This window comes from Streptomyces sp. NPDC020681, from assembly GCF_044334895.1.
Lineage (GTDB): Bacteria > Actinomycetota > Actinomycetes > Streptomycetales > Streptomycetaceae > Streptomyces.
The window spans coordinates 21,579-39,649 of sequence record NZ_JBIRTX010000028.1 but is presented as its reverse complement, the minus strand read 5'-3'; the positions used below and the strand labels follow the sequence as shown (position 1 = coordinate 39,649).

The 18,071-nt window shown below is 68.7% G+C and carries 19 protein-coding genes and 1 pseudogene; 7 read left to right on the top strand and 13 right to left on the bottom strand.

Annotated features, from left to right (window positions below; translation table 11 throughout):
* Positions 1–82: 82 nt before the first annotated feature.
* The 4 genes from ACH4YL_RS37110 to ACH4YL_RS37095 all read right to left on the bottom strand — a co-directional run bounded on the left by ACH4YL_RS37110 (position 83) and on the right by ACH4YL_RS37095 (position 3,416).
* Positions 83–262: a hypothetical protein gene (locus ACH4YL_RS37110; RefSeq protein ID WP_398511935.1), complete on the bottom strand. Its 180-nt coding sequence runs from the start codon at positions 260–262 to the stop codon at positions 83–85.
* Between the two features lie 145 nt (positions 263–407).
* Positions 408–1,211, bottom strand: a complete 804-nt coding sequence (locus ACH4YL_RS37105; protein WP_398511934.1) for a hypothetical protein — start codon at positions 1,209–1,211, stop codon at positions 408–410.
* Complete coding sequence (locus ACH4YL_RS37100) at positions 1,198–1,923, bottom strand: sigma-70 family RNA polymerase sigma factor (RefSeq protein ID WP_398511933.1); 726 nt, start codon at positions 1,921–1,923, stop codon at positions 1,198–1,200. Before ACH4YL_RS37100 ends, ACH4YL_RS37105 begins: the two co-directional genes overlap by 14 nt.
* Before the next feature lie 827 nt (positions 1,924–2,750).
* Entirely contained in the window at positions 2,751–3,416 is a 666-nt protein-coding gene (locus tag ACH4YL_RS37095) for a TetR/AcrR family transcriptional regulator (protein WP_398511932.1), read from the bottom strand.
* 84 nt (positions 3,417–3,500) lie between these two features.
* Between ACH4YL_RS37095 and ACH4YL_RS37090 the strand changes: the two genes are divergently transcribed.
* Positions 3,501–4,238: an SDR family NAD(P)-dependent oxidoreductase gene (locus ACH4YL_RS37090; protein WP_398511931.1), complete on the top strand. Its 738-nt coding sequence runs from the start codon at positions 3,501–3,503 to the stop codon at positions 4,236–4,238.
* Between the two features lie 386 nt (positions 4,239–4,624).
* On the opposite strand, the gene ACH4YL_RS37085 is transcribed toward ACH4YL_RS37090, so the two are convergent.
* The 3 genes from ACH4YL_RS37085 to ACH4YL_RS37075 form a co-directional block, all read right to left on the bottom strand.
* Positions 4,625–4,819 carry a DUF397 domain-containing protein gene (locus tag ACH4YL_RS37085; RefSeq protein ID WP_398511930.1) on the bottom strand — a complete coding sequence of 65 codons (195 nt, stop codon included), beginning with the start codon at positions 4,817–4,819 and terminating at the stop codon, positions 4,625–4,627.
* A gap of 29 nt (positions 4,820–4,848) precedes the next feature.
* The gene (locus ACH4YL_RS37080) at positions 4,849–5,718 is read right to left on the bottom strand and encodes a helix-turn-helix domain-containing protein (protein ID WP_398511962.1); all 870 of its coding nucleotides are present in this window, start codon (positions 5,716–5,718) and stop codon (positions 4,849–4,851) included.
* Between the two features lie 604 nt (positions 5,719–6,322).
* A complete protein-coding gene (locus ACH4YL_RS37075) occupies positions 6,323–6,760 on the bottom strand; it encodes a GNAT family N-acetyltransferase (RefSeq protein WP_398511929.1) in 438 nt (145 codons plus the stop codon).
* Between ACH4YL_RS37075 and ACH4YL_RS37070 the strand changes: the two genes are divergently transcribed.
* The 3 genes from ACH4YL_RS37070 (at position 6,747) to ACH4YL_RS37060 (ending at position 10,370) form a co-directional block, all read left to right on the top strand.
* Positions 6,747–7,286, top strand: coding sequence for an endonuclease/exonuclease/phosphatase family protein (locus ACH4YL_RS37070; protein WP_398511928.1), 540 nt, complete (start codon positions 6,747–6,749; stop codon positions 7,284–7,286). The two genes, ACH4YL_RS37075 and ACH4YL_RS37070, sit on opposite strands and share 14 nt — an antisense overlap.
* Before the next feature lie 268 nt (positions 7,287–7,554).
* Complete coding sequence (locus ACH4YL_RS37065) at positions 7,555–8,139, top strand: hypothetical protein (RefSeq protein ID WP_398511927.1); 585 nt, start codon at positions 7,555–7,557, stop codon at positions 8,137–8,139.
* Between the two features lie 92 nt (positions 8,140–8,231).
* Positions 8,232–10,370, top strand: coding sequence for a tetratricopeptide repeat protein (locus tag ACH4YL_RS37060; protein WP_398511926.1), 2,139 nt, complete (start codon positions 8,232–8,234; stop codon positions 10,368–10,370).
* Positions 10,371–10,381: 11 nt separating this feature from the next.
* Here ACH4YL_RS37060 and ACH4YL_RS37055 read toward each other — a convergent pair.
* A pseudogene (locus ACH4YL_RS37055) lies at positions 10,382–10,690 on the bottom strand (IS30 family transposase); the annotation flags it as partial.
* Between the two features lie 242 nt (positions 10,691–10,932).
* On the opposite strand from ACH4YL_RS37055, the gene ACH4YL_RS37050 reads away from it, so the two are divergent.
* Entirely contained in the window at positions 10,933–11,133 is a 201-nt protein-coding gene (locus ACH4YL_RS37050; protein WP_398511925.1) for a hypothetical protein, read from the top strand.
* Between the two features lie 217 nt (positions 11,134–11,350).
* Positions 11,351–12,451, top strand: a complete 1,101-nt coding sequence (locus tag ACH4YL_RS37045; protein WP_398511924.1) for an amidohydrolase family protein — start codon at positions 11,351–11,353, stop codon at positions 12,449–12,451.
* Between the two features lie 6 nt (positions 12,452–12,457).
* Here the strand turns inward: ACH4YL_RS37045 and ACH4YL_RS37040 are convergent.
* Positions 12,458–13,248, bottom strand: a protein-coding gene (locus tag ACH4YL_RS37040) for an IS5 family transposase (RefSeq protein ID WP_398511961.1) whose coding sequence is annotated in 2 segments (ribosomal slippage) — positions 12,458–12,918 and positions 12,918–13,248 — 792 coding nt in all. Because the reading frame shifts where the segments join, the coding sequence is not laid out codon by codon here.
* Between the two features lie 88 nt (positions 13,249–13,336).
* Positions 13,337–14,242: an IS982 family transposase gene (locus tag ACH4YL_RS37035; protein WP_398511923.1), complete on the bottom strand. Its 906-nt coding sequence runs from the start codon at positions 14,240–14,242 to the stop codon at positions 13,337–13,339.
* 54 nt (positions 14,243–14,296) lie between these two features.
* Here ACH4YL_RS37035 and ACH4YL_RS37030 point away from each other — a divergent pair, with 54 nt between their 5' ends.
* Positions 14,297–14,812 carry a putative immunity protein gene (locus ACH4YL_RS37030; protein ID WP_398511960.1) on the top strand — a complete coding sequence of 172 codons (516 nt, stop codon included), beginning with the start codon at positions 14,297–14,299 and terminating at the stop codon, positions 14,810–14,812.
* A gap of 487 nt (positions 14,813–15,299) precedes the next feature.
* On the opposite strand, the gene ACH4YL_RS37025 is transcribed toward ACH4YL_RS37030, so the two are convergent.
* The 3 genes from ACH4YL_RS37025 to ACH4YL_RS37015 all read right to left on the bottom strand — a co-directional run bounded on the left by ACH4YL_RS37025 (position 15,300) and on the right by ACH4YL_RS37015 (position 17,814).
* A protein-coding gene (locus ACH4YL_RS37025) for an IS5 family transposase (protein WP_398511922.1) occupies positions 15,300–16,117 on the bottom strand; the annotation gives its coding sequence in 2 pieces (ribosomal slippage) (positions 15,300–15,766 and positions 15,766–16,117; 819 coding nt in all).
* A gap of 51 nt (positions 16,118–16,168) precedes the next feature.
* Positions 16,169–16,816, bottom strand: coding sequence for a TIGR03943 family putative permease subunit (locus ACH4YL_RS37020; RefSeq protein WP_398511921.1), 648 nt, complete (start codon positions 16,814–16,816; stop codon positions 16,169–16,171).
* Positions 16,813–17,814: a permease gene (locus ACH4YL_RS37015; protein WP_398511920.1), complete on the bottom strand. Its 1,002-nt coding sequence runs from the start codon at positions 17,812–17,814 to the stop codon at positions 16,813–16,815. The genes ACH4YL_RS37020 and ACH4YL_RS37015 overlap by 4 nt, the downstream gene beginning before the upstream one ends.
* Positions 17,815–18,071: the final 257 nt, after the last annotated feature.

The following is an 18,071-nucleotide window of genomic DNA, read 5'->3' as shown; positions in this document are numbered from 1 at the left end:
GCCGCAACCCCGGTGTAGCCCCGCCAGTGGCGAGGTTGTTCCGGGTGGTGAGAGTCGTCCTCGCCCGGGGCTTCGGCAGCTGTCACATGCGGCTTTGCAGCCAGTAGGTGGCCACGCTGACCGCGCCGGTGCCCAGGCCGTAGCATGCGCCGCGGAGCAGGAGGCCGATGGCTGCTCGTCTGCGTTTGCGGATCCCTTGCACGAGGCGGTTGGTGGCTGCGCGGGTCCTGCCCGTGGAGTGGTGGTCGGGGTTGTCGTGCATGACGTTCCCTTTCTTCGACGAGCGTCGGTGGAAGCCGCTCTCGCTGGGGCCCGGGGATACGCGGGGCGGCCCGCGCAGCGCCGCATGCCCGGGGGCGGTCCGCTGTGTCTGGACTCGGCCTCCAGGAGTTCCTCGTGCTGTGTTTTCACACGGATGTGCGTCGGCGGGGGTGCGGTAGCCGCAGGGGCAGTTCGGGGGTGGTGGCCGGCTGTGGTGGGGCGGGGTATGAGGAGCTGATGGCGCACGCGGCCAGGATGAGGCTGATGTGGTCGGCGAAATCTCTGCCGGGCGGGGCGAGTTCGACGTCGGGGTTGTCGACGTAGCCGGCGGCTACGGCGCTGGGAACGTACTCCATGACCGCTTCGACGACTTCGGCCCGCGGCCGCTCGGCCCGGTCCGCCAGAAGGCGCAGGACCCGCAGCACGGTCGGGGTGCTGGTGTCGGGGTGGGGGACAAGGTCGGTCTCGCACAAGACCTGTGTGACCGCATCGGGGGTGCGGGCAGTGTCGAGTTGGATCTGCTCGCGCCACCATGCGGCCGCCTCTGTTTCCCCGAGCCCGAGGTGGTGCAGGTAGAGGCAGTAGTAGGCGGTGGTGTCCCCGGCGCCGGCGGCGTATTGCCACCAGAACCGGGCGCTGTCCTCGGCATCGGTGAGGTGGAGGATGCATCCCAGTACTCGGGCGCCGGGCGGCTCGGGCAGCTGCTCGGTGAGCCAGTCCCGCAGCGAAGTGGCCGCCGTGTGCTCCACCACCGTCTCGCACAAGGTCTGCAGATCGTCCGCGGCGCTGTCGCCGGCCGGGCTTTGCCGCAGCCAGTCCGCGGCCGGCCACAACAGATCGGCGTCCAGCAGGGAGAAGACATGGGCGTCCTGGCACGGGACGACGTCATGGGGGACGTCGGGCTCGGCCTGGAGCAGGGCGCGGGCGAGGAGTTCGTCAATCGGAGTCACAGGAATGTCCCTCCCTGGGGCCGTACTGGGGGTGGAGGACGTTGGTCAGATGGCGCCGGGCATGCATGTCGGCTGAGCGCACGGAGGCGATGGGCACGCCCAGGACATCGGCCACGGCGATGTCGTCCATGCCGCGTAGGTACCTGAGGACCATGACATCGAGCTGGAGGGCGGGCAGCCGGCTCAGCACCTTGAACAGCGTCAGGGACTCCTCGATCTGGTCGAACCGTGCCGTGAGCGCACCGGCGCGGTTAAGGGCCACCGTGCTGAAGGCGGCGGGCGCCAGCTCGGGGCAGCCGTCGATGTGAGGGGTGCGGGCCATGACGCCTGCGCGCAGCACGGTCCAGGCGAACTTCTGCACGTCTGCGCTGGCAAGCGCCTCATCCCACCTCAGCCACAGCACGTCGAACGTTTCGGCGACCACGCGGTCGACGCTCTCGCGGCAGCGCAGGAAGACGCGGGCGTAGGAGGTGTAGCCGGGGCGGTTGAGCTCGCTGAACCCGCGGTGGTCCAGCGGAGGGAGGGCGGGCCCGGTGGACAGGACGACCCGCTGGATACACCCGTTGATCCAGTCCGGTTTCTTGTGCGCTTCGACCGCGGCCGCCGTCCACAGTCTGCGCATCGGCCAGGTCGGGATGCCCAGCAGGTGCAGCAGGCTGGAGGTGATCTCCCACCGCGGGTACAGACCGGTGCCGCGCAGCAGCTCGGACACCTTGGACTTCGACCAACCGCCCCGCAGGGCCAGGTCGCTGATGGTCAGTCCACTGGCCAGGAACCTCGTGCGCAGCGGCTCAAGCCAGGCTCGGTGGGCCGCCCCGACGCCGTCGGCGATCGGGCCCAGCTTGCGGCCCGGCTTACTGGGCGGAACCCCCGGCTGTCGGCCCGGCAGGGAACGCGGAGTCGTCCGGTGCGCCTCCCGTCCCGGCCTCCGGCCGACCTGAGGGCGGCGGACCGCCGCAGCGCGGCCCTGCGGACGCTCACCGCATGCGGCGCGCCCGGTTCGAGAGCGGCAACCGTCGCGGCGGCGGGTCCAACGAAGCCTGGCGCAGGCGTGGTTGGAACCCCGCTACGGGGGACGACCGCCCGTAGCGCGGCGGCGGTCGGAGGGTGCTTGCTGAACATCGAGACCTTTCCCACGGCGTTCGTCCGGAAGGGCCCTCTCGGCGGTGCCGACGCGTCAGCGAGGAGCCGGACGACAGCATGGAGGCCAGCCGGGCGAGGCCGCCATCTGATGAGCGGATCGCGGAACAATGGGGGCCGTCGCGAAAGCTCGGGGCCCCGTCTCGATCGCCCGCGCGAACAGATGACGCCCAATCCATGCTTTTGGGGCTGAAGTTCCGGGATTTGCTGCGGCGGGACGGCCCGCACCCCGCCAATGGGGAAGGACAGGCGCCACTGGCGTCAGACCTTCCCGTCCGGAAGGCCACGGCCCCGTGCCGAGATCGAGGGGCCACACCGCTCTCGCCCGGCTTCTACGGCCGGGCGAGAGCAGCCCGTACTAGCGACCAGGTCGGACCGGGCTAGGCCGTGTCCGGCGGATCATGTGGCCGTGATGGCACCAAGTTGGTTTTTGCGGGCCGGACTGCGCCCGGTTGCGAGGCGTTTCTGCCCCTCGGGCGTGGGCAGGACCGCGAGTGCGGTGTCTGCAATGTTCCGCAGCGTCTCCGGGGCCAGGCCGGCTTTGCCTACCGCCTCGATACCGCGGACCACCGTCAGCAGCAGTGCCGCCAACCGCTGCGGATCCGCAGCGGTGTCGATGTCGCCGTGGCGCTGGGCGGCGCTGATCTCCGTCCGCAGCAGGGTCAGCAGTGTCGTCATGGTCTCGGCCGACTGTCCGGCGACCGTCGGATCGTGCTGGGCCAGTTCCGCCGCGCCCTTGGCCAACAGGCACCCGCGGCGCTCGGTGTCGGAGGCGGTGTTCTCCGCCATTAGATGCACGTATCCCGACAGCCGGGCCAATGCCTCTGCGTCCGGGCCGCCTGTCAGCCGCCCTTCGGCCACCTCGACGACTGCGGTGCACCAGTCGCCGAACACGCGGTGGAACAGCTTGCCCTTGTCGCCGAATGCGCCGTACAGGCTGCCCTTGCCCAGGCCGGTCGCCTGGGCGATGTCGTCCATCCGGGTTCCTGCATAGCCGGTCGACCAGAACTGTTCCCGGGCCCGCTCCAGGACTTGGCGTTCGTCGAATGCGCGTGGTCTCGGCATGGTCTCACCCTACTCATTCTTGACTCGATCGTCCATTACTGCCTACGTTATGGACGATCGATTCCACAACTGAAGGAGTTCGACATGCCAGGCGTACTGCAGCAGAAGGTGGCCGTGATCACCGGAGGGACCAGCGGGATCGGTCTTGCCATCGCCCACCGCTTCGTCCGGGAGGGCGCACGGGTCTTCGTGACCGGCCGGGACATCGACCGCCTCGAAGCGGCAGTCAAGGAGATGGGCCCTGCGGCCACCGGCGTACGATCCGACGTCTCGGTCCTGGCCGACCTGGACGCGCTCTACGCGCGAGTTGGCGAGGAGGCCGGACGCATCGACGTGCTGGTGGCCAACGCGGGAATCGTCGCGGACGCCGCGCTCGGCGGCCACACCGAGGCGAATGTCGACCTGACGCTCGCCGTCAACGTCAAGGGCCCACTGTTCACCGTTCAGAAGGCGCTTCCGCTTCTTGCGGAGAACGCCTCCATCCTGGTCGTCGGCTCGAGCAACAGCGTACGGCCCAATGAGCAACTCGAGGTCTACAGCGCCTCGAAGGCGGCGGTGAGCAACCTCGTGCACAACTGGGCCCGGCAGTCGCGGGAGCGCCGATTCCGGGTCAACGTGCTCAGCCCGGGACCCACGCGGACCCCTGGCCTGCTGGGCGCCGCGGGGCCGGACGTCGACCAGTTCGCCGAGGCCGTCGTGCCACTGGGGCGGCTGGCCGACGCCGAGGAAATCGCCGAGGCCGCTCTCTTCCTGGCTTCGGACGCCTCGTCGTTCGTCACGGGCGCCGAACTCTTCGCCGACGGCGGCTACACCCGGGCCTGAACGACGGCCGGTGGTGCGCATCCGGTTCCCGCGCTCGACCAACTCCCGCTACCCGAGCGTGTCGCCGGCATCATCTACGACAAGGAGCTTGCTGAACAGCTCTTCCAGAATGTCGCAGACCGCCCCAAGCACGGTCCCTGGTCGGTACCGCGGCTCGTCTGCCCTTTTCTGTGCCGTGCCTCGCGTCGAGGAGTGGAGCGCGCGGCGGTGGGCTGTCATCGGACACGCCCTCCCCATCGATGCGGTGGTGACGCAGACCTGATGATGCGTACGCTTGCGCGGTGGTCTATTGACTGTCAGCGCCGTGCGTCAAAGTGAGGCAATGACGTGATGTGGCCCTCCCCAATTGCCGTGGGGAGGGCCACATCACGTGGTGTCCAGCAATGTCAGCGGTCGACGACTTCTGATCGGGCCAGCTCGACGAACGAGGACCAGGCCGAGGACGAAACGACGAACGCGGGTCCCTGCTTGTCCTTGGAGTCGCGGACACCGACGTTGCCGGTCACGGCCGCGACTTCAACACAGGAACCTCCCTGACTGTCGCTGTAGGAGGACTTGAACCAGGCGGATTCTTCGGCCACGTCGGGGGCCGTCAGGTGAGTGTTAATGGCTACTCGATCTCTCGTGCTAGTTGGTGGAGGAATTCGGCTGTCGCCGAGGGCCCCAGAGCTTCGTCTCGCATGCTGTTGAACCTCTGGTTGTACTTCCAGACATCGCCGGGTCTGTCAGTGACCGTGATCGTGCCTGGAATGTCAGATTGGGCGATCGAGTCCACCGGGGCCTCGAAGTCGAGCACGGCGAAGTTGATGTCGGCCCGGAATGCGGCCCGCTTCTGCGGGAGGATCTGCACGGTGACGTTGTCGCGAGCTGCCAGGCGTGCGATCTCTTCGTACTGCTCCAGCATCACGTCGACGCCACCCAGATTCCGGCGCAGGGCCGACTCGTCGAGGATGACCCGCAGCGTCATCGGGCTCTCCTCGCGGGTCACGAGCAGCTTGCGCTCCATCCTCAGGCGGACGTTGTTCTCGACGAACGCGGTGGTTGTCTCCTCGACGGGCTTGGCCACCATGAATTGGGCTCGGGCATAGTTCTCCGTCTGGAGCAGCCCGAACACATACATCGGCTGCCAGGCGCGCATCTCTCGGGCGTCCGCTTCCAGCCCGGCGTACATCGGCATGCCCGACGGCATGACGTCCCGGTAGGGAAGCCAGGGATCGCGGCTGAGCGAGTCCCGATGCAGCGTGAGAAGGGCTTCCCGGTCGTCGATGTCGGCCACGCCGTACCGGTCGAGCAGCTTCTCCAAGTCTTCCACCCTCGGGAGGCTGTTGTGCCCCGTCTCGACCCTGCCAAGTTTCGTGTCGCTGAACCCGAGCCCGGAAGCCGCCTCAGTAATTGTCAGCTCGGCCTTCTCGCGCAGGCGTCGGAGTTCCTTGCCGAGTTCCCACCTGCGGAACGTCGGCCCCCTTCGTGCTGCCGCCAGTGTGTCCTTCCTGAAGCTCTGTGGGTCCTTGCTCTGCGCGTGCGCTGAGTCTCCCACCCTCAGTCCCCCCTCCGGCAACCCCCTGCCGGTGCAGCGGCATGTGCCAATGCTCCTGCACTCGCAGATTCGATTGCAGGTTAACTCGAAGATGCGCGAGGCTAGTTGGGCCGGTCCGGACCAACGCTCGAGAGCGCCGCCACGGGATGTCGGAAGTCTCAGCAATCACGACCACGCTCGCAGCCGGTCCCCACCCCGCCGGACCGGCAGGGGCGTTACGGACCGCGCATCACGGTCCCTCCCATAGGAGCGCCGCAGCCTGGGAACGCCACGCGAGGCCGGGAGATGTGTCGTGATCACGACCGCCCCGAGAATCACCGGCACGTACCCGTGTGTGCCGGAGTCCGCCCGGCGTGCCCAGCTTCTCGTGGGCCCCGCGCTGACCGGCTGGGACCTCGAGATCCTGACGGATCCGGTGGGGCTGATCGTGACCGAGCTGGTCGCGAACTCCGCTCAGCACACGAAGCGCTCTACAGTCCAGGTGAGCATCACCCGCATCACCGGTGGCCGCGTGCGCGTCGAGGCCGGCGTCGCAAGCGGCAGTGAGCTAGTGCTCGGTGTCGTGGACTTGCGTCCATTCGGTTTCGAGGATCGAGTGGACGACGGAGTCTCGCCATGCCGTGGCCTTGTAGATGTGCTCGCGGATGCGGCCCTCTTCCACCATGCCGGCCTTGAGCATGGTCCTTGCCGAGGCTTCGTTGAGGGGGGAGCGGGCACCCCAAATCCGGTGGAAGTTCAGTTCCTCGAAGCCGAGACCGAGCAGGAGTTGGACGGTCTCGACTCCGTAGCCCATGCCCCACGTGTCGGGGCGCAGGGCGAAGCCGAAGGTGGCTGCGCGCTGTTGGTGGGGGTCCGTGGCCAGTCTGCCGAACCCGGTCAGGTTGTTGCTGTCCCGTTCGATGACTGCGAGCGCGTATTCGCTGCGAGGAGTTGTCGTGGCCGACGCGATCGACCGAGCGACAATCTGGCGCTTGCTGCACGTCATCACAGTGCATCTGAAATCCAAGATCCCCAGCGACATCCCCGGCCAGGTGATCGACCCCGTGAAGGGCATCTGGCGCACCGCCGACGGCTGGGCCGAAGGCAGCTTCCTGTCGTCCATGAAGCGCATGAGCCAGGCACTGGAGGTCAGGCGCCTGATCGACCAGATCCTCGAAGACGATCCGGACGCACGCATCGTCGTCGCCGGCGACTTCAACGCCGAGCCCGAAGAAGTCCCGGTACTGGCAATCTGCGGCAACGTCGAGGACACCAACAACGGCGCCCTCGCCGCACGGGTCCTGGTCCCCATCGAGCACAGCATCCCCAACGAGGCCCGCTACACCCACTTCCACCACGGCCGCGGCCGGATGATCGACCACATGCTCGTCACCCGCAACCTCCTCGCCCACTACCGCGGCTCAGAGATCCACAACGAGATCCTCCACGACGACTCCCTCGCCTTCGCCACCGACACCAAGTACCCCGAGTCCGACCACGCCCCCGTCGTCGCCACCTTCGACTTCGACTGACCCGGATGTGACTGAGCACGCCATTCGGCCGGTCTGGCCGAATGGCGTGCTCAGTCACACGCGTTCCTGGTAGGTGAACTCGGTGGCGAGCGCGAGGGCCCTGCGGGCCTCTGGCTCCGCCAGAGGCACGCCGATCGTTATCTAGGGTGTCAACCCGATGATGCGGGTCAGCACCGAGCAAGCAGTAGAGGCAAGTTGTTCGCGCACAGCTCGACACCGGTCGCTGTGGGGCCGAGGCGTCGAAGACCGGGCAGACGCCTGATGGTCGTTGCGCGATCTGCCCTCGATTCAAAGTCTGCCGAGGCGGTTCGGTGAGGTGCCCGGCTCGGTACGCTTTACCGGCATAGGGACATGGGGGCTGGCCGCCTTGCGGGGGGATGACATGGTGGATCAGGCGTTGGTTGTTCTGGCTTCGGCGTTCGGGGCGGCGGTGGCTTCGGCGGCCGGCACCGAGGTGTGGTCGGGATTCCGGGACCGGGCGGCCCTGATCTTTGGCCGCCGGGACGCGCGGGAAAGCCAGGTGGTCCTGGAGCGATTGGACCGGTCGGCCCTCGAACTGGACCGCGCCGACCCCGGTGGCGCCGACCAGGTCCGTACCCGGCTGGAAGCATCCTGGCAGGCCCGTTGCGAGGACCTACTGGAGATTCTGGGCGAGGCGGACCGCGAGGAAGCCGCCGGGCAACTGCGCGAACTGGTGGCCCGGCAGGCGGCCGGCGGAGTCACGGCCGGGGACGAAGGCATCGCCATCGGCGGCAACGCCGACATCAAGGCCGACCGCGGGTCGGCGGCCGCCCTGCGCATGGGCGACGTGGCCCTCGGAAACCCTCCGATGCCGGGTCCGGAGCAGCGCTGACCGCACCCGGCGCCAGCCAGACCCCGCACATCTCTGCGCAGACATCGCTCTACGCGCAGTCCGGCGCCCTGGTGGTCGGCCGCGCCGATTCGGTGACGCACCATGCCGCGCCGCGGGCGCCGCTCTCCTGGCCGCGGCTGGTCGGCGTGGTCCCGCGGCAGGCGGACTGTTTCCAGCACCGCGATGCCGTCGATGCCTTGGAGCGAGCGGTGGCCGCGGGTGGGACGGCGGTGCTGTGCCAGGTGCTGTCCGGGACCGGTGGGGTCGGCAAGACTCAGCTCGCCGCCCACCACGCCCGCACCGCGTGGCAGGCCGGGGCGGTGGATCTGCTGGTGTGGGTCACCGCGACCAGCAGGGACGCGGTCCTGAGCGCTTACTCCGAGGCCGCTGTCACGGTGACCGACCCCGACGACCCTCAATGCGCCGGTCTCGACGACCCTGAGCGGGCCGCCGTCCGCTTCCTGGCCTGGGCCCAGTCCACCGACCGGCGATGGCTGATCGTGCTCGACGACGTGAGCGACCCCGCGCACCTGAATAGCACGGACGGACGGGGTGACCTGTGGCCGCCCGCGCGCCCGAACGGCCGCACTGTGGTCACCACCCGCCGCCGCGACGCCGCCCTGCCCGGCCACCTCATCGACGTCGGCCTGTTCACCAAGAGCGAGGCCGTCGGCTACCTGAGGGCCAAACTCGCCGTCCGGCGCCGCCACGAGGACCCCGGGCAGGTCGAGGAGCTCGCCCGCGACCTGGGCCATCTGCCGCTGGCCCTGGCCCAGGCGGTCACCTATCTCCTCGACCTCCAACTGGACTGCGCCACCTACCGCGTACGGCTGGCCGACCGCGCCCGTACGCTGCCCGACCTGGTCCCCGAGGACAGCGGCCTGCCCGACGCCCACCGCGCCACGGTGGCCGCCACCTGGTCCCTGTCCATCGAACACGCCGACCGGCTCCGCCCGACGGGCCTGGCCCGCCCTATGCTCCACCTGGTGGCCCTGCTCGACCCCAACGGCATCCCCGCCACCGTCCTGACCTCGCCCCCAGCCCTCGCCTACCTCACCGAACACCGCACCCCCGACGGTGGCACCGATCCCGACGTATCCCCGCGCGCGGTCGGGGTGGACGATGCGGCCGACGCGCTGCGCTGCCTGCACCGGCTCAGCCTGGCTGACCACACCCCCAACACCCCTCACCAGGAGGTGCGCGTCCACAACCTTGTCCAACGTGCCACCCGCGAAGCCCTGCGCCCCGCCGCACGCGACATGGCGGCCCGTACCTGCGCCGACGCCCTGTATGAGGCATGGCCCGAGGTCGAACGCGACACTGCCCTCGGCCAGGCTCTGCGCGCCAACACCGCCGCCCTGACTGCCCACGCCGCAGACGCCCTGTGGCGGCCCGACGGCCACCCGGTTCTCTTCCACACCGGAAACAGCCTCGGCCACACCGGACTCGTCACCGCCGCCCGCGCCTATTTCCAGGACCTGCACACCGCCGCCCGCCAGAACCTGGGCCCCGACCACCCCGACACTCTGACCGCCCGGCACTACCTCGCCTACTGGCGGGGGGAGGCGGGGGATGCGGCCGGGGCCACCACCGCCGCCGCCGAACTGCTGGCCGACCGGCTGCGGGTGCTGGGCCCCGACCACCCCGACACTCTGGCCGCCCGGCACAACCTCGCTTACTGGAGAGGTGGGGGGGAGGCGGGGGATGTGGCCGGGTCCGCCACTGCGTTCGCCGAACTGCTGGCCGACCGGCTGCGGGTGCTGGGCCCCGACCACCCCGACACCCTGACCACACGGGCCGACCTCACCTTCTGGCGGGGGCGGGTGGGGGATGCGGCCGGGGCCGCCACCGCCACCGCCGAACTGCTGGCCGACCGGCTGCGGGTACTGGGTCCCGACCACCCCGACACCCTGACCACCCGGCACAACCTCGCCTACTGGCGGGGGGAGGCGGGGGATGCGGCCGGGGCCGCCACCGCGTTCGCCGAACTGCTGGCCGACTTCCTGCGGGTACTGGGCCCCGACCACCCCGCCACCCTGCTCGCCCGGCACAACCTCGCCCACTGGCGGGGGGAGGCGGGGGATGCGGCCGGGGCCGCCACCGCGTTCGCCGAACTACTGGCCGACTCCCTGCGGGTACTGGGCCCCGACCACCCCGCCACCCTGACCACCCGGTACTACCTCGCCCACTGGCGGGGGCAGGCTGATGGTGCGAGCGGTGGTGTCCGATAACGATGGTGAGCTCAAGCGGTCAGCGCATCACCGCTGTTCAGGAGATCAGCGTAGACCTCTGTCGGAGTGCGGTAGCCATGGACTTTGCGGGGACGGTGGTTGAGCTCGTGGGCGATGGCGTCGAGGTCGGCCGCCTGGCTGAACGTGCGGAGATCCGCGCCCTTGGGCAGGTACTGCCGCAGCAGGCGGTTGGTGTTCTCGTTGGTGCCTCGCTGCCAGGGGCTGCGTGGTTTGCAGAGGTAGATCGGCATGCCGGTCTCGGCCGTGATGGCCTGGTGCTCGGCCATCTCGCGGCCCCGGTCCCGGGTGAGCGTCCGCCGCACGTGGGGCGGGATGCCGAGGAGGCTTCGGGTGACACCCTGTCTCTGAACCTAAATGGGCTGGTCAGTGATGGGAACCATTGGAGCGTTCGGCCCGGCAATTAGGCGCGTCGAGGTCGCCGCCTGCCACACCGTCCATGCGCGGTCTGCGCCGAATCACCATCTACGGCAAGACGATGGGTAGCGCCTGGTCGCTCCGCGATTTGCGGAAAGCACTCCGCCGTCTCGGCTACCCATGCGACATGGACCTCGACGACCGCTCGCGCGTCAACTGGCGCGGCGGCGACAGCAGCGTCTGGCCCGACGACAGGGGCTGGAGACGGCGTGTGGTCATCGCCCTCATGCTCGTGGGGCTGCTCGGCTCGCTGGCTCTGCACTTCGTCATTGGCTGGGCGGACGCCCTGGGAGCGCTGACTTTCACCGCGACCGCCACCTGCTGCTGATCACCCGGAACGGGGGCCGTCGGACGCGACGGCCCCCGACTTCGTACGTGAGCCGGCCGTGAAGGGATCCTGGCCTGGGATTTCGTGGCAGACGATGGGCTGGACCGCGTCCGTCCGAGGGAACCGAACTCGAACAGGGCACGCCGTGGTGATCGTGGGCCCGCCGACGGGCCATCGTGGTGCGGCAAACCGATGGCGCTACGGATGGGGAACGCGGATGTCCGAATCGACCCGGGCCATGAGCCGGCGCAGTCTGCTCATCGCCGGCGGGGCGTTGGCGACCACCGTCGCTGCCACGGGCGAGTCCAGCGCTCTGGCCAGGGGGGAAGCGGTGCCGCGGGGCTCGGGGAGCGGCGATGACGCCGGCCGGGCAAGGATCGACGTCCACCACCATTTCACCGCTCCGGCATGGGTGGACTGGGCGGAGCGTGAGGGCCTGGTGCGGCGGCAGGAGCTGCTGTGGTGGGCGCGTTGGGATCTGGACTCCACCCTGGCGCTGATGGACCGGGTAGGAATCGCGACCGCGGTCCTCAACCCGACCATGCAGGACCGGTACCGCACCGCGGCGCAGGCCAGGGAAGGTCTCACCGTCGTCTTCGAGGCGATGGCCGACCTGGTGGCCCTACACCCGGGCCGCTTCGCCGTCCTCGCTCCTGCTGTCCTGGACCATCCCGAAGTGACCACGTGGGCTCTCCGCCGCGCCTTCGACGAGCTCGGTGCCGTCGGAGCCAGCGTGAAAGCCAACTACAACGGTGTCTACCTCGGTGATCCCTCGTACGACCGCTTCCTCGCCGAACTCGACGAGCGCGCCGCGGTCCTCTTCACGCATCCGCTCGACCTCCCGGGCGGAACACCCGGCGTGCCCACCGTCCCCGGAATTCCGAACTTCATGTGCGATTTCCTGCTGGACACCACGCGTGCTGCTGTGAACCTGATCCGTACCAGGACACTCGACCGCTACCCGCACCTGTCAGTCATCCTGCCGCACGCCGGAGGATTCCTCCCTCAGATCGCCACCCGCATGGAGGCCTTCGGCGGCTTCTGCACTCCACCCCTCGATGCTGCCCGTGTACGGGACTACCTCCACCGCTTCTACTACGACACGGCGGGCCCGTCGGCCCCCTCGGGCACTCTGGTGGCCACCGCCGGCGCCGACCGGATCCTCTTCGGCACCGACTGGCCGGCCGCCTCCGCAGACATCATCACCGACTTCACGGTGCCGGCCATCGAGACCGACCCCGTCTTCACCGACCGCCAACGACGCGGCATCAACCGCGACAACGCGCTCCGCCTGTTGCCCGCGCTGAGGCGCGCCTAAGAGGTCCTAACAAAGGCGCTGTACATGTCGGTGGGTGATGAGGCAGGTGGCGAGGCCGAGGAAGGCTTCGTGGATGTCGTCCCGTCGCTCCCATCGGATGCGCAGGCGGCGGAAGCCGTGCAGCCGGGCGATCGTTCTCTCGACGACATACCGGAAGATGCCCAGGCCGGAGCCGTGTGGTTGGCCTCGTTCGGCGATGACCGGGCGGATGCCGCGGGCCCAGAGCAGGCGGCGGTATTTGTCGTGGTCGTAGCCGCGGTCGGCGAGGAGCGCGTCGGGTCGGTGTCTGGGGCGGCCGACGACGCCGGCCACGGCGGGAACCTTGTCCAGCAGAGGCAGCAACTGCGTGACGTCGTTGCGGTTTCCGCCGGTCAGCGACACCGCGAGCGGGATGCCCTGTCCGTCGGTGAGGACGTGGTGCTTACTGCCCGGCCGTGCGCGGTCGACCGGGCTGGGGCCGCTTTTGGGCCGCGCCGAGCGGCCCGCACGTGGGAGGAGTCGATCACCGCCCGCGACCAGTCCAGCTTCTTCGCGGCCCGCAGCTTCTTCAGCAGCACCAGGTGCAGTTCGTCCCACACGCCGGCCTCGTTCCACGCGGCCAGGCGCCGCCAGCACGTCATCCCCGAGCCGAAGCCCAGCTCTTGGGGCAGGTACTCCCACTGGATGCCGGTGTGCAGCACGAACAGGATCCCGCACAGCGCCTGCCGGTCCGGTATTCGCGGCCGCCCCTCCACCAACTTCGGACCCAGCTCGGGCAGCAACGGCTCGATCAGCGACCACAGTTCGTCCGAGACAATCCACGGACGCGACTCCCTCTTTCCCACGACCAGACCAACGAGCAACCAGAGCGACAGTCACATGATCAACGGCTTCTGTTAGGACCTCTTAGGCGGTCAATGAGCGCAGGACGGGCTGTCCGGTGTGGTCGTTGTGCCAGATCGCGGCGGTCATCGCGAGGATGCGTTGCATGCCGCGGGCAACGACACCGCCGGGCGTGCGTCCTCGGTGCTGTTCGAGGTCGAGTTGGCCCTTGAAGGTCTCGTTGACCGACTCAATGATCTGTCGCAACGGCTTGAACAGTGGCGCGCCGGGCCGCTCCGGCTCGCCCTTGCGGGCCGGCCGCAACAGCTGGATGTTCTGCTCTGCCAGTTGGTGTTCGAAGTCGCGGCCGAAGTAGTTCTTGTCGCCGATCAGCGTCTGGGCAGGACGTGCGGCAACGAGGCCGGGTTCGGCGGCCAGGAGGTCAAGGAGGGTCTCGCGTTCGTCGGCCTTGGCCCCGGTCAGGGCGAAGGCGACGGGCAGGCCCTGGAGGGTGCACACCAGGTGCAGCCGCAGGCCCCAGAAGAAGCGGCTGTGACTGGCGCAGTACCCGTACTCGGCCCATCCGGCCAGGCCGGAGCGTTTGACGGTCTCGCGTGAGCGGCCGCATTCCACCGGCGTGGAGTCCACAATCCACACGTCGTCGCTCCACACCGAGGTGTCGGTGGCCAGCAGTCGGGTGACGCACCGAAGCAGTCCGGCGCCCTTGCGCAGCCGCTTGTTGTAGCCGGGCTGCTTGGGCAGGTACGGGAAGAGATGCTGCAGGTGGGAGCGGGCGTGGCGGAGCCACCTGGCTTCGGAGGTGAAGCCGAGAATCGCCTGCATCACCGCCAGCGTGACCAGTTCGGCGTCGGTGAGCTGCGGGGCGACCCCCACGGCAGGCCGCCGCGGCGCGAGATGCGGAGACGCCGTCAGTAGATCGTCGGTCTTCACATAGAGTGCGGTCGCGAGGGTGTCCAACTCTGTCTTCACACACCGACGTTGGACGCCCTCGCCTTATGCGCGCAGCCGATCCCTTGGAACACCATGATCCTCCCCAAAGATCGTGACCCCCGCTTCATCACCATCCGCCGTGGGGGGACGCTTACGGACTCCGACCATCAACTCCTGGCTTTGTGGGCTGCCGCGTGCGCGGAGCACGTTCTGCACCTCTTCGAGTCGGTGCAGCCCTCGGACCCGCGCCCCCGCGAGGCGATCGAGCAGATTCGGGCATGGACGTGCGGCGAGATCAGGATGTCTCAGTCCCGAGCGGCGGGTGGCCATGCCATGGCTGCGGCAAGAGAGTTGAGCGGAGCCGCTCGGCACGCCGCATATGCTGCCGGCCAGGCGGCGGTGGTGGCGCATGTCGCCGCACACGAGCTTGGCGCTGCGGCCTACGCGATCAAGGCCGTGCGTGCGGCGGCCCCCGGACGGCAGGGTGAGAGTGCCGGCAGGCTCGAATGCCGTTGGCAGCGCGAACAGCTCCCGGATGTGATTCGTGAACTCGTCCTAGATGATCAGCGGTTGCGAAACGAGATCTGCTGGTCGGTCTTCGACTGTTGACGGGCGTGACGGCTTGTCTGCACTGCCCCCTTGGAATCGATCATCTAGGCGAATCAAGCTCGGCGGAGTCTCAGTGGCTCAAGTCAGGCACCGGGCCGGGCGGTTGCTGGACCATCTCGACCCAGTCGCCCCAGCGTCCGCCGGCGGTCGGCTGAAGGCGTGTCTGCCGTACTCGGTTTCACAGGAGGGCGATCTGACCACCGCTTTAGGAGTTCGATCAGGAGGTCTTGACGATGGAGCCGGTCGGGGTTGGCCGCGGCGATGCAATGGCGCTGGAGCCACCTGAGTCGCCCGACGCAGAGTAGGGCCCCACACGGCAACGGCCGCTCGATGGCGGATGGAGTCACGTACGACAGCGATGGGCTGAACGCAGTGTGAGTCTTACGGCGAAGCCCCTGGCGCCCTCGGTTCGCCGGGGGCTTCGCGACCCACCCCCAGAGACGGCCCTAGGTGACCAGCGACAGAGGAGAGCACCGATTTAGAGGCGCTAACAAAGGCGTTGGACGTGTCGGTGGGTGATGAGGCACGTGGCGAGGCCGAGGAAGGCTTCGTGGATGTCGTCGCGTCGTTCCCATCGGATGCGGAGCCGGCGGAAGCCGTGCAGCCAGGCGATGGTGCGTTCGACCACCCACCTGAATACACCCAGGCCAGAGCCGTGTTCCTGGCCCCGTTCGGCGATGACCGGGCGGATGCCGCGTTGCCACAGCAGGCGCCGGTACTTGTCGTGGTCGTAGCCGCGGTCGGCAAGGACCGCGTCTGGTCGGCGTCTGGGCCGGCCCACAACACCGGCCACGGCCGGGACCTTGTCGAGCAGGGGCAGCAACTGGGTGACGTCGTTGCGGTTCCCGCCGGTCAGCGACACCGCGAGCGGGATGCCGTGCCCGTCGACGAGGACGTGGTGCTTGCTGCCCGGACGTGCGCGGTCGACCGGGCTCGGTCCGCTTTTGGGCCCCGCCGAGCAGCCCTCACATGGCTGGAGTCGATCACCGCCCGAGACCAGTCCAGCTGCTTCGCGGCCCGCAGCTTCTCCAGCAGCACCACGTGCAACTGGTCCCACACTCCGGCCTCGTTCCACGCGGCCAGCCGCCGCCAGCACGTCATGCCGGAACCGAAGCCCAGCTCTTGGGGCAGGTACTCCCACTGGATGCCGGTGTGCAGCACGAACAGGATCCCGCACAGGGCCTGCCGGTCCGGCACCCGCGGACGGCCCTCCACAAGCTTCGGACCCGGCTCGGGCAGCAGCGGCTCGATGAGCGACCACAGTTCATCCGACACGATCCACGGCCGCGACTGTCTCTTCCCCACGACCGGACCAACGAGCAGACGAGCCAACAGTCACATGATCAACGACTTCTGTTAGAGCCTCTTAGTGGTGTAGGTGCCGGTGACTTCGAGCCACGCGTCGGGTTGCATGACCGGGGGAATCTGTCCGGTCAGGCCGATCTTGACGGGCTGGGCGTCGGCAGCACAGCAGTTGAGGGCCATGCGTGTGAGGTAGGGCGCGCCGCTGCGGTCGAGGCTGATGAAGCCAGTGATCTTGATCCGCCGGTCGGCCAGGGAACGTCCGTGGTCATAGCCCGCGCGGCCGGCGTAGTCGACGACGCTCAGCCGGAGGGGGTCACCGGCGGGGAGAGTGGGGAAGCCCAAGGGCTTTTGCAGGGCCGTGCCGGTACGCATCGCGCTGTAGGAGCCCAGTGCGGGTGGGGCGACCAGGATCAGAGCGAACAGCGGCAGGACCAGGAGCCAGGAGATTCGTGGTTCGCGGTGGGCGTGGCCGCCCTGGTCGTCGTGCTCACGCGCGGGCCGGTTCGCCTCTGCCTCGCGCGGCTGTCGCCATTCGTACCAGACAGTGGCGATGCCGGCGACGATCAAGACGATGCCGGCCACGATCAGCAACGGGCGCAACCCGGCCTTGACGTAGCGCAGATAGAGGTCGGTGAAGCTGGCGCGCAGCACCGCCCCGCCGACGAGGAACAGTAGGGCTGCTTGCGCCTGCCGGTTCACAGCAGCACCGCCCCGACCAGGGCCGAGATCAGGATGGCCAGGGTGAAGGTGGCGGGGGCGAACCGCAGCGCGAACCCGCGGCCGAACGTGGCGGCCTGCATGGCGAACAGTTTCAGGTCGATCATCGGTCCGACGACGAGGAATGCCAGCCGGGCGGTGAGCGAGAACTGGGACAGGGACGCGGCCACGAACGCGTCGGCCTCGGAGCAGATCGACAACAGCACCGCGAGGACAGCCAGTGCCAAGACTGACACCACGGGGTTGTTGGCCGCGGTGTGCAGCCAGCCGGCCGGTACCACGGCTTTGAGGGTGGCCGCGGCCATCGCGCCGACGACGAGGAAGCCGCCGGCGTGCATCACGTCGTGCCGTACGGATCCCCAGAACGCCGCCCCCTTGCTGAGGCCGTCGGACGACGGGCGATCCGGTGGGCGCAGCCAGTCGGTGCGGCCCAGCCGCTGCCACAACCAGCCCATCGCGCACGCCACGAGCAGACTCGCCGCGAACCGGGCGAGGACCATCTCGGGGTTGCGGGGAAAAGCCACGGCGGTGGCGGTCAGCACGATCGGGTTGATCGCCGGGGCGGACAGCAGGAACGTCAACGCCGCCGCGGGGGTGATGCCCCGGCGCACAAGCGCCCCGGCCACCGGCACGGAGGCGCACTCGCAGCCGGGCAGGGCCATCCCGGCGACCGGCACCGCCAGGGCGGGCTGTCTCGGCAATGCGCGGGCGAAAAACGAGGGTGGGACGAACACCGCGATGATCGCAGACAGCAGCACGCCGATGACGAGGAAGGGCAGGGCCTGGACGAACACCGCGACGAACACGGTCATCCAGCTCTGCATCACTGGTGCCGACAACGCCCGGCGGATCGGCCCCTGCACCACAAACACCAGAAGCAGCAGCATGGTCAGGACGAGGGACGAGTTGAACTGCCAGCCCTTCCGATCGTCCTCATCGCGGACGTCAAACCGAGGCGAGGCTTCTTTGGTGGTGGTCACGGGTGAGGTACCTCCGGTACGGAAAGGCTTCGTGGGTTGGTTCCCCTCCACCCTCAGTACGCCGGTTCAGCCGCAGCTTCTCATTCTCAAGTGGGCGATTAATTCCACTTTGATCTAATTGAACACTCATTGTTCAGTGGGTAGTTGGGAGCAGAGCCGGGGTTGCCAGCCCAAAGGGCCACACCGTGCGGACGGTACAGGCGAACGCAGCCTGCTCATAGCGCGGGTATGAGCAAGCGAAATGCACGTGCGCTGGA

Coding starts and splice junctions, on each gene's coding strand:
- ACH4YL_RS37110 (WP_398511935.1), bottom strand. CDS start 262: ATGCACGACAACCCCGACCACCACTCCACGGGCAGGACCCGCGCAGCC.
- ACH4YL_RS37095 (WP_398511932.1), bottom strand. CDS start 3,416: ATGCCGAGACCACGCGCATTCGACGAACGCCAAGTCCTGGAGCGGGCC.
- ACH4YL_RS37090 (WP_398511931.1), top strand. CDS start 3,501: ATGCCAGGCGTACTGCAGCAGAAGGTGGCCGTGATCACCGGAGGGACC.
- ACH4YL_RS37075 (WP_398511929.1), bottom strand. CDS start 6,760: ATGACGTGCAGCAAGCGCCAGATTGTCGCTCGGTCGATCGCGTCGGCC.
- ACH4YL_RS37050 (WP_398511925.1), top strand. CDS start 10,933: ATGGACCTCGACGACCGCTCGCGCGTCAACTGGCGCGGCGGCGACAGC.
- ACH4YL_RS37045 (WP_398511924.1), top strand. CDS start 11,351: ATGTCCGAATCGACCCGGGCCATGAGCCGGCGCAGTCTGCTCATCGCC.
- ACH4YL_RS37030 (WP_398511960.1), top strand. CDS start 14,297: ATGATCCTCCCCAAAGATCGTGACCCCCGCTTCATCACCATCCGCCGT.